The organism is Texcoconibacillus texcoconensis (assembly GCF_014202575.1).
GTDB lineage: Bacteria > Bacillota > Bacilli > Bacillales > Salisediminibacteriaceae > Texcoconibacillus > Texcoconibacillus texcoconensis.
On record NZ_JACHHB010000009.1, the window covers coordinates 1 to 13346 of the forward strand.

The 13346-nt window shown below is 39.8% G+C and carries 12 protein-coding genes, 3 tRNA genes and 1 other RNA gene; 4 read left to right on the forward strand and 12 right to left on the reverse strand.

Annotated features, from left to right (window positions below):
- Positions 1 to 134: 134 nt before the first annotated feature.
- From HNQ41_RS10195 to HNQ41_RS10235, 9 genes are all read right to left on the reverse strand, one after another.
- Complete coding sequence (locus tag HNQ41_RS10195; protein WP_184664333.1) at positions 135 to 2138, reverse strand: peptidoglycan D,D-transpeptidase FtsI family protein; 2004 nt, start codon at positions 2136 to 2138, stop codon at positions 135 to 137.
- A 98-nt stretch (positions 2139 to 2236) separates the two neighbouring features.
- Positions 2237 to 2420: non-coding RNA, 6S RNA (ssrS, locus tag HNQ41_RS10200), on the reverse strand.
- 119 nt (positions 2421 to 2539) lie between these two features.
- Positions 2540 to 3799: an MFS transporter gene (locus HNQ41_RS10205; RefSeq protein WP_184664334.1), complete on the reverse strand. Its 1260-nt coding sequence runs from the start codon at positions 3797 to 3799 to the stop codon at positions 2540 to 2542.
- Positions 3800 to 3999: 200 nt separating this feature from the next.
- On the reverse strand, positions 4000 to 4608 hold the full coding sequence (locus HNQ41_RS10210; RefSeq protein ID WP_184664335.1) for a superoxide dismutase: 609 nt from the start codon (positions 4606 to 4608) through the stop codon (positions 4000 to 4002).
- A 213-nt stretch (positions 4609 to 4821) separates the two neighbouring features.
- Positions 4822 to 5145, reverse strand: a complete 324-nt coding sequence (locus tag HNQ41_RS10215) for an iron-sulfur cluster biosynthesis family protein (RefSeq protein WP_184664336.1) — start codon at positions 5143 to 5145, stop codon at positions 4822 to 4824.
- Positions 5146 to 5290: 145 nt separating this feature from the next.
- Positions 5291 to 5383: transfer RNA gene (locus HNQ41_RS10220), tRNA-Ser, on the reverse strand.
- 21 nt (positions 5384 to 5404) lie between these two features.
- Positions 5405 to 5481 (reverse strand) — tRNA-Ile (locus HNQ41_RS10225).
- Between the two features lie 9 nt (positions 5482 to 5490).
- Positions 5491 to 5567, reverse strand: a tRNA-Met gene (locus HNQ41_RS10230).
- A gap of 181 nt (positions 5568 to 5748) precedes the next feature.
- On the reverse strand, positions 5749 to 7350 hold the full coding sequence (locus HNQ41_RS10235; protein ID WP_184664479.1) for a Na/Pi cotransporter family protein: 1602 nt from the start codon (positions 7348 to 7350) through the stop codon (positions 5749 to 5751).
- Positions 7351 to 7609: 259 nt separating this feature from the next.
- On the opposite strand from HNQ41_RS10235, the gene HNQ41_RS10240 reads away from it, so the two are divergent.
- Positions 7610 to 8404 (forward strand): DUF1189 domain-containing protein, encoded by a 795-nt coding sequence (locus HNQ41_RS10240; RefSeq protein WP_184664337.1) that lies wholly within the window; start codon positions 7610 to 7612, stop codon positions 8402 to 8404.
- Between the two features lie 55 nt (positions 8405 to 8459).
- Here HNQ41_RS10240 and HNQ41_RS10245 read toward each other — a convergent pair whose 3' ends face one another.
- On the reverse strand, positions 8460 to 9095 hold the full coding sequence (locus HNQ41_RS10245; RefSeq protein ID WP_184664338.1) for an NfeD family protein: 636 nt from the start codon (positions 9093 to 9095) through the stop codon (positions 8460 to 8462).
- A 138-nt stretch (positions 9096 to 9233) separates the two neighbouring features.
- Positions 9234 to 10160 carry a DUF1002 domain-containing protein gene (locus HNQ41_RS10250; RefSeq protein ID WP_184664339.1) on the reverse strand — a complete coding sequence of 309 codons (927 nt, stop codon included), beginning with the start codon at positions 10158 to 10160 and terminating at the stop codon, positions 9234 to 9236.
- Positions 10161 to 10364: 204 nt separating this feature from the next.
- Between HNQ41_RS10250 and HNQ41_RS10255 the strand changes: the two genes are divergently transcribed.
- Positions 10365 to 10760 carry a hypothetical protein gene (locus HNQ41_RS10255; protein ID WP_184664340.1) on the forward strand — a complete coding sequence of 132 codons (396 nt, stop codon included), beginning with the start codon at positions 10365 to 10367 and terminating at the stop codon, positions 10758 to 10760.
- Between the two features lie 72 nt (positions 10761 to 10832).
- Complete coding sequence (ispG, locus tag HNQ41_RS10260) at positions 10833 to 11924, forward strand: flavodoxin-dependent (E)-4-hydroxy-3-methylbut-2-enyl-diphosphate synthase (protein WP_425506986.1); 1092 nt, start codon at positions 10833 to 10835, stop codon at positions 11922 to 11924.
- A 197-nt stretch (positions 11925 to 12121) separates the two neighbouring features.
- Here ispG and HNQ41_RS10265 read toward each other — a convergent pair whose 3' ends face one another.
- Entirely contained in the window at positions 12122 to 12583 is a 462-nt protein-coding gene (locus tag HNQ41_RS10265) for a DUF4190 domain-containing protein (RefSeq protein WP_184664341.1), read from the reverse strand.
- A 152-nt stretch (positions 12584 to 12735) separates the two neighbouring features.
- On the opposite strand from HNQ41_RS10265, the gene HNQ41_RS10270 reads away from it, so the two are divergent.
- The gene (locus tag HNQ41_RS10270) at positions 12736 to 13329 is read left to right on the forward strand and encodes a 5' nucleotidase, NT5C type (RefSeq protein WP_184664342.1); all 594 of its coding nucleotides are present in this window, start codon (positions 12736 to 12738) and stop codon (positions 13327 to 13329) included.
- Positions 13330 to 13346: the final 17 nt, after the last annotated feature.

Consider the following 13346-nt stretch of genomic DNA (forward strand, 5'->3'; position numbering starts at 1 on the left):
TGGACACCCTTGCCATTCGCTAACAGTTCCCACTGCCAAGCCTGTAGTGGACTTTCACCACCTAGCTGTCAGACATGCCGGGCACACCTAAAAAAGGGTCTGATGAGGTATACACCTTAATCAGACCCTTACTTTTATTCAGATTCTTCAGGTTCTACAACCTCTACTCCAACGTCTTGAGGACCTTGTCTCCCGTCCTCTTTTAACTCGAAATATGCATCTAGAATGCCTTCTCCGATACGGTTTGCTACGCCACTTTCCTGGCGGGATATACCTGGGACAACGACGGAAAATGCTACCTCCGGATTGTCATAAGGCGCATAACCTACGAGCGTTTGATTATTGGCATCCTCGCCATCAACTTTCACCTGCGCTGTTCCTGTTTTTCCAGCGGCTTCGTACGGTTTGTTAGCAAAGTACGCTCTCGCCGTACCCCGTGAACCATTCATGACACGCCGAAAGCCTTCTTGAACACGTTCCATATACGTATCATCAACATCGATTGTATTTAAAACTTTCGGTTCTATTTGACTAATAATATTCCCTAGTTCACTTCGGTCATTATTCGGTTCACGAATTTCAGTCACAATTTGTGGTGCTATCCGGTAACCACCATTAGCGATTGTAGAGACATATTGCACTAATTGTAACGGTGTATACGTATCAAACTGTCCAAAACTAAAATACATCAAATTACCCGGATATCCATACCCTCCATTAAAACCAATGAACTCGTTCGGCAAATCTATCCCCGTACTGACACCCAGGCCAAATTGTTCATAATAACTGCGTAGGGTATCGTATCCCTCATGGAAATTACCCCAATTGGATCCAGCACTCGGAGTATAACCAATTAACCTCATCGCAATTTCTGCCATATAGATGTTAGATGAGCGCTCCAGTGCTGTTAAATCATCGATCTGGCCCATAATTTCATGGGAACGTATATGAGCGCCAGGTAAGCTTAAAGGTCGGTCATGAATAATCGTACCTGGAGAAATGACACCTGTGTCAAGTCCAGCTAAAATTGTTGCCCCTTTTACAACAGAACCCATTTCAAAGGCACTTCCAAAAGCCCCGAATTCACTACTATAACCAGCCATAGAGAGGACTTCACCGGTATGCGGCTCCATCATGACAACGTATGCATCTTCATTTCCAAGAAAAGAGTTGCTGACTTCATCCACTTCATCTTTTATAATTTCTTCTACACGTTGTTGTAACTCCATATCAACACTTAAGATGAGATCATTTCCACGACGACCTAAAATTTCATCAGGATGATTTAATAGTTCACCTGAACGATCCATATAATTTTCAAGCCTACCGTCTCGCCCTTGCAAAACGTGTTCGTATTCCTGTTCCAAGTAACTGGTTCCCACAATATCAGTGCGATCATAACCATTCGCTAAATAATAATCTAACTTTTCACGAGGAATCGTACCTGTTCTACCAAAAACACTTTGTAACGAGCCCCCGTAAACGTATTTACGATCAGCATCTCGAATAATATCCACGCCTGGAAAGTTATCTAGGTTTTCCATAATTTTTGCTGCATCCTCATATTCGATCCCGCGTTTTACTTTGTGGGGCAAGTTTCGATATCCACTGATTAACTCGCGCCACACCGCTACAATACCTAATTCCTCTTCAGTCAACGATTCTAAATCTTCATCATGAATGCGATCCAACTGAAGTTGATGGACTTCTTCATTACTGAGATCTTCGGATTGTATCTCCTCTACAGAAACAAGCTCCTCAGCTTCATCTTCTCTAGTCATTAACCAGTAATCTTTTAATTCTTGCTCATAAATATTAGACGTGTCTAAATCAATAATTTCAGCTAAACTTTCTGCAACCTCAAGCATTGCTATCGAGGTATGACCTGGATTCGTATAAGTAACCGTAAAAACCAATTCATTATCTACGACAGGATGACCATATCGGTCATAAACAATACCTCGGGGCGCCTCTATTGGAGCACTAATATTAACCGTTCGTTCCAACTGTTCTTGGTATTCTTCACCTTGAACAATTTGCACAATTCCTAATCGTAAGATCAAGATTGAAAATAGTAAAAACACACAAAAAAATAACACATTTAATCGAGATGGCAAATGCGATTTCTTTTCAGCCATTATCGTTACCCTCTTATAGTCTAAATTCAACGTATGTATCCGTTGTTTACTTTTCCATTATACACAAGAATAGACACCTCGAATAGGTGTCTATCATATCGTCGCCCGCCGTGCGGTTTGCTTCTTTGGTATCACGAACCCGCTCTATGGCAGGTGGGTGCTCGCAAAAGTATTTTCAACTTCCTCTAAGAGGCATGTTGGCCATACTTTTATTTTGAGCTCCCTATGTGATTTGGTGTACTTCGAATATCCATTCGAAGTACACCAGCACCGCAGGCAGCAATGTTTTTTGTTAAGTTTATTATAACATACGATGATACTTTTGCAACATCTCTACAGTTCCATTTCAAGGAAATTGCCAACCGTTCATTTATCCCTTCCACTAAGCACCTTCACATTGATTACCATCTCTTCTTCACCGCCGAATAGGCATCATGTTCATTTGTAACGCTTGATTGGACCTTACGAACAAATAAGTAAATAATGAAATGTCCTAGACCAAGAACCAATAGTAAAATCGGTATCCCTTTCTCTTCAGAGAAGAAAGTGATCGTTGCAATAAAGGATAGAACGGAAACAAGCCGACCAATGTCTAGAAAAATTTGACGTACAACGATATACTCAACTCGGCGCTCTTTGGCATCTCTACCTGAACCAATCACATCATAAGTTAGCGAAACAAACGGAACGAGTAAAAGCGGATAAGAGATAGAAATCGTTATCCCGTATAGTATGAGACGTGTAAAGGTAAGGTCATTAACGATAAAAAAGATCGCCCCGTAAAGGCCTAGCCCACCAATTAAAATGGATTTCTTTCGAAAAGAAGGTTTAATAAAACGACCAGCTAAATAATAAACCACAAAAGAAACGGCAGAAACAATGAGACCATATGTCCCTAAAGCCATTTCACTTCCTGTTGCAACATAGATCCAAACCGTGATCACAAAAATAAACGTCCCTTCACGAAAGCCTTGAAAAAACTGACCGAACAAAATCCTTGACCAGTCCCGGTTGTGTTTACGTTCCCGTAGGATATCAAGAAAGCGAAAGGAACCTTTAGATATACGTTTCTCTAAGAAAAAACTTAAAACAACTGCGGTAATAAATAGCCCTAAAGAAACAGCAAATATCGTTCGGTACCCAATGACTTCATCGATTTTGGTAATTAGAATACCAGCAGAAAATGGCCCGACCATACCTGCAAATGAAGTCAATAACCCAAGAAATCCATTAAAAAAATCACGGGTGTCCGGCTCTGTAATCTCAAAGGTCAAAACGTTAAAGGACAACCAATAAAATCCCATACCGATCCCTAGCAATCCACCGAGAATTAACAAATAACTACCAGCATTTTCACCAAGTAGGAGTACCGTGCAATAAAACACGGACAGAAAAGAGACACCAATCCGTAATATGATGACCCTGTCTAATCCCTTGGCCAAGCGACCAGCTAACAAAAACGTGATCGGCTGTAAGATGACTGCCGCTAAATTATAAGTCGCAATATCAATGAATTCTCCAGATTGCTTCCATATGTAAACGTTAACAAAGGTATTCGATAGGGCGATACCTAAAGCATACAACCCACCGATGATGAGTAAAAGCTTTAAATCTTTATTCAATTCGATGTTTCCGATTAGCGCTTTCGTCCATTTCTTCATCAAAGACTCCCCTTTATCCAATACAGGCTTATTGTGCCTCACAGATCACCTGTTATGCGGACGAAAGCAAAGGAGAAATGTCTGAAAATATTTCGACACTCATGTTTTCACACACAAAAAAAAGCCAACGAGTCTGTGGGAGAGGTTTATTATAAAACCTAACTCACAAGACTGCGTCAGCTTAAAATTAATTTACAACATTATTTTGCTTCTTGAAAACGTTTCGTAACTTCATCCCAGTTGATAACATTAAAGAAAGCATCAACATATTCAGGACGACGATTTTGATATTTTAAGTAGTAAGCATGCTCCCAAACATCAATTCCGAGAACCGGCGTTTTCCCTTCTGAAATTGGGTTATCTTGGTTTAATGTATCAACAACTTCTAACTTGCCGTTGTTAACAACGAGCCAAGCCCAACCAGAACCAAAGCGGCCAAGTGCAGTATTTTTAAACGTTTCTTTAAATTGATCGAAACTACCGAATGCATCATTGATCGCACTAGCTAAATCACCAGTCGGCTCACCACCGCCATTCGGGGACATAATTTGCCAAAACAACGTATGGTTATAATGTCCTCCACCGTTGTTGCGTACAGCCGTACGTACACTTTCAGGCAATGCACTTAAATCTTTCAATAAGTCCTCAAGACTCTTGTCTTGCAGATCACTATGTCCTTCTAATGCCGCATTTAGCTTCGTCACATACGTGTTATGGTGTTTACCATGATGAATTTTCATCGTTTCCTCATCAATGTGAGGTGTAAGCGCGTCGTAAGCATAAGGTAATTCTGGAAGTGTAAAAGCCATGTAAATCTCCTCCTTTATGGTATGTAAATAACAAACAGTCGGATTGCAACTTACCACTATTTCAACTATACAGACGTGGAAAAGCGCCTCCGATGTTTACAGTACCAAATATACCACCGAACATCAAATAATAAACATTTATTTTCTCCAAAAACAAACATTCCATACTCCAAACTGTAATAGATCTTATATGCCTCGTTTTTGGTTTTGTTTTTAATATGTAATTGCTAAGCGAGAATGAAAAATTTGTTGGTCACTTTTCAATTGCAGTCGACCTGGCTTTACTGACGCACTTAAAGTCATTTTTGGGTCAAAAAATACTTGAAACCTTCGTTCAATTAAAATCGGAATATCTCCATCTTCAGATTTAATATCTATATCTGTTTCTGTCTTATTTGAAACTAATTGCAACTTAGGTACACCACTAACTGCACAACCACATCCATCTGTGTCATATACAATCTTTAGCATCCCCAATTGTTCGCTCATCGCGCGTTTTACAATATTTCGTCCCTCATCCGTTAAAGTGACTTGCACATCAACACACTCCTTTAATACAGGGCTAATCATAGGTTTTACAGTTGCCGCCCTTTTTAGGCAAAAAAAAAGCAACACCATCTACGCCTTGTTCACTTCTAAAAGTGAATTTAGAGACGTCAGTGTCTACTTCAGGTTTATTATATGGCGGAGGAGGAGGGATTCGAACCCCCGCGGGCCGTTAAGCCCCTGGCGGTTTTCAAGACCGCTCCCTTCAGCCAAACTTGGGTACTCCTCCGTGCTATAATAAGTATTTATATGGTGGACCCTGTAGGACTCGAACCTACGACCGGACGGTTATGAGCCGTCAGCTCTGACCAACTGAGCTAAGGGTCCTTTATTAAATGGTAGCGGCGGAGGGGATCGAACCCCCGACCTCACGGGTATGAACCGTACGCTCTAGCCAGCTGAGCTACACCGCCTCAAATCAATCGTTCAATTGATCTCTCGAAGACAATAACAATATTAGCATGTCCAACTTCATATAGTCAACAGTTTCTTAAAATTTTTTTATTTATTTCAATCATTGAATAAAACAGGGACAATCGCAGCGAAAATACACTATTTTCCGTACCCGATTGCCCCATCATAACATATCGAAACTTATTCTTCACCAATAACTGCTTCAGCAATATTAACTGAATGGTCACCGATACGTTCTAAGTTACTGATCATATCTACAAATATAATACCTGCTGAGCCATTACAGTTGCCTTTGTTTAACCTTAAAATGTGCTTTTTACGTAACTGTCGTTCAAGTTTATCAATTTGGTCTTCTTTCAGTACAACAGAACGAGCTTCTTCTACGTCACCAGTTTCTAAAGCAAGAACCGCTTGTTGCAATGTTTGTGTCGTCAACTCAAACATTTCTTCTAAATCTTGCATGGCTAATTCAGACAGTTGTACTTTATTTGCAACTTGGTACTCTGATAACTCAATAAGGTTTTCTAAATGGTCACCTACACGTTCAATATCACGAACAGTATTTATTAACATCGAGTGAAAGTTAGAATCTTGTGCTGTCAAAGAATTCGAAGAAATTTGTGATAAGTAATCAGTGATTTTACGATCGAGATTATTAATCGCATCTTCAAATTGGTACGTCAATTCTGCATGACGTTTATGCTTCGTTTGCACAAACTTACCTGCTTCAATTAAGCCCTTCTCAGACAATTCCGCCATTCTTAACACTTCTTTCTTTGCTTGCCCAAGAGCAATTGAAGAAGATTGATGAATTAAAACAGGATCTAAATGTTGCGCTTTATAATCGATAACTGTTTCATCGCCTGGTAATATTTTCGTTACAATAAGCGCCAGTAAACCAACGAATGGTAGTTGAATGAGCACGTTTGATGTATTGAAAATTCCATGCGCAAACGCGATCGTCATCTCAGGGTTCAATGCTAACCTTTCACTTAAAAATGAAACAAGCGCAGTAAAAGGTTGTAATACAAGTAGTACTAGCACCGTTCCTAACAAGTTAAAGATAACATGGGAAGCTGCAGCACGCTTTGCAGCAAGTGATGAACCTAATGCTGCAAGCACAGCGGTAATCGTTGTTCCTAAGTTATCCCCAAATAAAACCGGTAAAACTGCATCTAAGCTTTCAATGGCACCTGATGAGTAAAGTTGTTGTAAAAGGCCAATCGCTGCTGTCGAGCTTTGCACTGCAACAGTGAAAATTGTTCCAATTAAAACACCTAAAAGCGGGTTCTCTGACATACTTACTGTTAATTCGGTAAAGGCATCTAATTCGCGGAGTGGTGATACACCCTCTCCCATTAACTCTAAACCGTAAAACAAAGCACCAAAACCGAAAAACACTTGCCCAAAGTTATTCGCTTTTTTATTTTTGATAAAGAAAAGAAGTAGCGTACCGATGGTCATAATCGGAAGCGCGTAATCTTCAATGTTCAAACCGATAATAAAGGCGGTAACGGTCGTTCCGACATTCGCCCCCATAATGACACCTATAGCTTGCCTCATTGTCATAAACCCTGCGTTTACAAGGCCGATTGTTAAAACGGTCGTTCCTGTACTTGTCTGCAACAATATGGTAACCGTGATCCCTGACAAAACACCCATGAGTGGATTGCTCGTAAACTTATCTAATAAATCTCGCAGCTTGTCCCCCGCTACCCGCTGCAAACCGTCTCCTAAGTATTTGATTCCAAAAAGAAAAATTGCTAAACCACCTAGAAACATAAAGATAATTTCTTGCGCTTCCACCCAAACATCATCTCCCTAGTCCTTCGTCATTCATTATTTATTCGTCATTTTTCGTCAACAGCACCCATATTACTCAAGCACTATTAATTGTTCATTAATAAAATGTAAAGATTTTATTAATTTTTTGTGCGCGCTTTCATTCGAAGAGTTTTTCTAAAGTGTAATCTCCTTGTAACTCTTCTTCTGTTTAGCTAAAATATGTATGGATAGCCAAGTCAATATAAAGGAGTGCACTATGAACATTTTCAAGCAATTTATTAAAAGTATTTATTCTCCGCAAACAATTGCGAAGTTCCGTTTTCAAAAAATCGGTAAATCGATCCTTTACGTGTTTATTTTAATGCTTATTACATCGATTCCAGCGAGCACCTTCCTCGGTATTAATATTTCTAATTTCGCAAATCAAATCGAGGAAACAATAAAAGAAGATCTCCCCTATTTCGAAATAAAAGACGGAACGCTCAATGCGGATATTGATGAACCTTATGCTCAAGAAATTGGAGGTAACAAAATCATTTTTGACCCAACAGGCGCTCATACTATTAATGACTTTGAGTCGCATGAACAGGCCTTTGTTATGTTAGAAAATGATTTAGCTGTTATAACAGAAGGAACCCCTACAACGTTTAGCTATCAAGAATTAAACTTAGCGACCATAGATAAAGATAGTGCCGTTGATATGATTGACTCAGTAATGAGTATACTCCCTCTCATTCTTGCAATTTTCATCATTACGTTATACTTATTTTCTACTGGTTTGAAGTTTGTCGGAATTTTCTTCTTATCATTTATCGGCTTAATGATCAAAAAAAGCAAGGCGCCAGATTTATCGTTTCGTCAAGTATGGATCCTTTCAGCTTATAGTGTAACTTTACCGACTGTCATCTTTTCTATAACGGATGTCCTCTTCGGAGCGATGATAGGTATATTTGAATTTATTATTTATTGGTTAATCGCCATAATGATGATCTACACTGTGATCAACAAGGTCACACAACAAAAAAGCAACGCTACAAAGCCGCAACAATAATCAAAAAAGGCTGAGCCATTAATGGGAACAATCCCTTTATGGCGCAGCCTTTTTCTTAGGACGTCGATAATGGGACAACGACCATCCGTGTACCATCAACATCAATCACTTTCACGTCTGTTCCTGCATTAAGCCACCGTCCTTCACTTGTGGCGCTATATGTCCTCCCATCAATCTCTACTGTACCAATTGGCCTGAAATCCGTTGTTGCTACACCTGTTTTTCCAACCAATTCTTGGTGAGATTCATTCATCGATTGATACCCTAACTCAGCACTCATCTTTTCTTTAAACATCAGCTTTGACCATAAGTTTCGGGGGGGAAACACTTTTGTAAACAAATACGAAACCGCAGCCCCAATGACAACACCCATTGCAACCAATACACCATAAACAACAGAAGGAGCCGGGAGCGCTAGGGAGAAAATCATAAGTAAACTACCAATAAGGCCGATCGTTCCATCCATCGTTACATTCCCATCAAAAATGATGAGCGCAATCCCGATAAGATATAAAATGACGACCCATAAACTTGTCACCTCTCCTAAATGATAAGAAAAATACATGCCCATAATCGCAATCCCAAGAATGGCAAATAAACCTTTGGCACGTACCATCAATTCTCCAAATATAAACAACGTTCCTAAAAATACAACGAGAAAACCGACAGAAGCAACTTCTAATATTTCCATCATTATCCTCCTTTCTTTTCGTACCACTAGCGCGAAAGACAAAAGTTTGTTTTTATATTTTACGAACAAACTCATAAATAAGTTTTTTATGTAGAAAAAGCGATACACATTTATGGTATCGCTTTTTTGTCATTACGTCTATCGTTTGTCTATTATTACGCCATATGGAATTGTCGAAGATTCATTTTCATTAGAAAACCACCCAATAACTGTGTCAACAAATTCTTGAAGAACATCCAAAAAGCGCTGAATCAAGTTTTGTCCTTCTTCACTTGATAAAAACTCTCCAATCTGATCACGCACTTGACTTAACTGTGAACGAACGTGATCCCAGTCAATATCTAACTGACCCATTCGTTGAAATAATGAAACAAGACCGTCCATCTCTTCAGCTGTTAATTCTATTCCAATCTCAGCTGCGATATCTTCAATGAGCTGTCTAAGTTCCTCTTCTGTTTCAACATCTCGATCAGCTAAGGCTTCTTTAATACGTGTCATCAGCTCATTCGCTTCTTCGACACCAAATTTATCCGCCAATTCAGCAGTTCTCACAAGCTCCTCATTGGCTACTTCTTTATTTTCTTCTGGTATTTCAATCCCCTCTAGCTCTTCATAAGCTTTCAACAACCCTAAAAGTCCCGCTGTACCAGAAACTTCGATCGGGGCAGTCACATATACTTTAGCATCCGTTACCCCCGCTGTCGTTAACGCGTTAGCATACATCGCGTCAGAAACCCAATTAATGTTATTTGTTTCTACATTAATTCCTTCCCCTTCAGGTAAATGTTCTACTAGTGCTGAAGAGATGGCACGAGAACCAATCTGTTCACTCGGGATATGTTCCCCTAAATAGTGGTGTTCTTCCGCATTTTCGACATATAAAATGTCTACTTCAGAGCGACTGACCCCCATTTCAGCGAGAATTTGAGATTGTTCTTCCTCAGATAAATCAGCCCCTAAAGTTACTGTTACATTTTCATTTGCTGAAACCTGCCCCAATAACAGACCGGACATCACAAAGAAAAAAAACATCAAGAAAAAAAACTGCTTCGGTAATTTTTTCACGTTTGTCTCCTCCTTTGATTCACGAACACAAAGTGTCCTATATCTATCAAACAACTTTTTTAATCAGGATTAAAGCAACAAAAGTCTTATTTTCTCTCCTCTTACCATATTCCCCCTCTTCCTATATCATTCCACTTTGATGTTCTAAAAAGACATTGATATACATATTTTTGTACAAATGATACGGAAATGAGGGACAAGCCTATGAAAGCCTCGCTACTTTTTATCATCATTATACTTGTGACAACTAGCGTCGTTTATGACCTAAGAGTAGGCACCTTGCCGAAAGATAACAGTTCTACAAATGATGAAGCACCTACTGAAATGTCAGATGACGCTTTTGCTATGGATGAACCTTTTCAAGAAGTGATCGTAGAAGAAGGCTACACTGTTTTAAGGATAACTAAAGCCCTTCATGGCGGGGAGTATCCTGTGTCTAAGCAACAAATATTAGATGACTTTTCTAGGTTAAATCCTGAAGCGACACCAAAACATATCATGATCGGTCACTCGTACCGTTTTCCTTTATACGAAACTGACACAAATGAGAATGTAAGCAACGATAAAGATGAGGAATCTTCTTTATTGCAATCGGAGTAAGTACCTTGATACAATAGGTATGTTCTAAGACGATTGATTCTTTCATTTTCACGTAAAAGGAGCGATGTTTTCGTGAGTGAAATCACACATCGACAACATACTAGACCTGTTAAAGTAGGCCCTCTCACAATCGGAGGCAATAATGAAGTCGTCGTCCAAAGTATGACGATGTCTAAAACGGATGACGTAGAAGCAACAGTGGCAGAAATTCACCGTTTAGAAGAAGCGGGATGCCAAGTTGTACGCGTTGCTTGCCCAGACATGAGTGCGGCTGAAGCGATTGCAGACATAAAAAAACAAATTAACATCCCTCTTGTTGTTGACATTCATTTTGACTATCGACTCGCATTAAAAGCGATTGAAGGCGGCGTTGATAAAATCCGCATTAATCCCGGAAATATCGGTAAACGATGGAAAGTAGAAGCCGTTGTAAAAGCCGCAAAAGAAAACAACATTCCTATTCGTATTGGTGTAAATGCTGGGTCATTAGAAAAAAGTATCCTCGAAAAGTACGGTTACCCTACCGCAGAGGGCATGGTCGAAAGTGCGCTACACCACATTCAAATCCTTGAGGAATTAGACTTTTATGATATTATCGTCTCGATGAAGGCTTCGGATGTGAACTTAGCTGTGGAAGCATATGAAAAAGCTGCTCAAGCTTTTGATTATCCTTTACATCTTGGTATTACTGAATCAGGAACACAATTTTCCGGTACGATAAAAAGTTCCGCCGGTCTAGGAATCCTTCTTCACAAAGGGATTGGAAACACCGTAAGAATTTCACTCAGTGCCGATCCAGTCGAAGAAGTCAAAGTCGCACGCGAATTACTTAAAAGTTTCGGTCTCGCAGCTAACGCAGCTACATTGATTTCCTGTCCGACGTGCGGAAGAATCGAAATTGATTTAATCAGTATTGCCAATGAAGTGGATGAATACATCCAAAAAATCCAAGCACCGATCAAAGTATCTGTTTTAGGTTGTGCTGTAAATGGTCCAGGCGAAGCGAAAGAAGCTGATATCGGTATTGCTGGTGCACGAGGAGAAGGACTCCTCTTCCGACACGGGGAAATTTTACGAAAAGTACCTGAAGAAACAATGGTTGAAGAATTAAAGAAAGAAATTGACAAATTAGCAGAAGAACATAAACAAAAACAAGAATCGTAAAGCCATTAACTAACAAAATGCTACGCAAAAGGGGAATTCCCTTAAGCGTAGCATTTTTTAGGCGATAGCCCAAAGCCTTAACGAACACTTGTTCTTATGGTAAAATAACCTTATGACACGTTTCCACTTCAAACAACCCGTAAGAGTGGTAAGTGGTGGGAGGATTCACTAAAGTTATTTTCACCTCATTTACATAGCTAAACGAATGGTGTGAAAAACAAGCTTGCGATAACAGAAAATGCCCCGATAACAATCGCAGTATTCCCTAAGCCGTTTGCACCGCTTCGTCTAGCAATAAACCCGAGAACGATTCCGGCAATTCCTAACAGTATTGGCATGAAGAATAGTGATAAAATGGAAACAACAATCCCAATAACACCCATGCCTCTTTGCTCTTCCATTTCTGTTGACGCCATATCATCTGATTCTTCACCACGTTCAAGTCCACCTTCACGTGCACCTAAACCTGCATTCGGCGCAATTTCAGCAGCCGTTTCTGCACCATAATCGAGCGTGTGATCTGTGAGGCTGTCTTCTTCATTTACACTACCTTCTTCCAACTCGTCTAATTCACCTACGCTATCCAATGTATCTGGATCATCTTCGACAAGCTTCAAATCAGGTTGTTTTCTTCGTTGCTCTTGCTCTTCTCGGTCCATTCAACATATCCTCCTTTCTTATCTGTATTTGTAGCCTTCTCTAACAGTTGCTTACTTATTGAAGGAAATAAGCGGTCGAACTACATAGGTGTGTCAAAGCATGTTACAGTTAGGAAGTAATATGTTTTTTGAATGACAAGGGGGAGACTTTAATGAAGACAACGAAACGTTTTGGGATTGACATCGACGGAACTGTCACGGATCCAGCGACATTCATTCCTTCTTTAAACAAACATTTCAACCGAAACTTGACTCTCGATGACTTAACCGAATACGACCTTTGCAAAGCCTTAAACATTTCACAAAGGGAACTTGAAGAATGGATTTCCATTTATGAACCGACCGTGTACCAAGAAGCCCTACCTGCCCCAAATGCAAAAGAAACATTAACAGAGTGGGAAAAAACACACGAACTTTTTTACATTAGCGCAAGAGGAAATCATTTAACAACACCTACAAAAAATTGGTTTTACCAAGCAGGCATTCCTTTTCATCACGTAGAACTACTCGGTCAACACGAGAAGATTGAAGCAAGTAAAAATCATCGAATTGACCTGTTCTTTGAGGATAAGCATGATAATGCCTGTGACATTTCCGAAGCGTGCGATATCCCTGTCATCCTTTTTGACACACCATATAACCGAGATCCAGTTCCAGAAAAGGTTATTCGTGTCCAAAGTTGGCAACAAGCCAAAGATTGGGTAAATAAATGGGTTATTTCAAGCCATCGTGAAGCAACAAAATAAAAGAGGCTGTGCCTAGA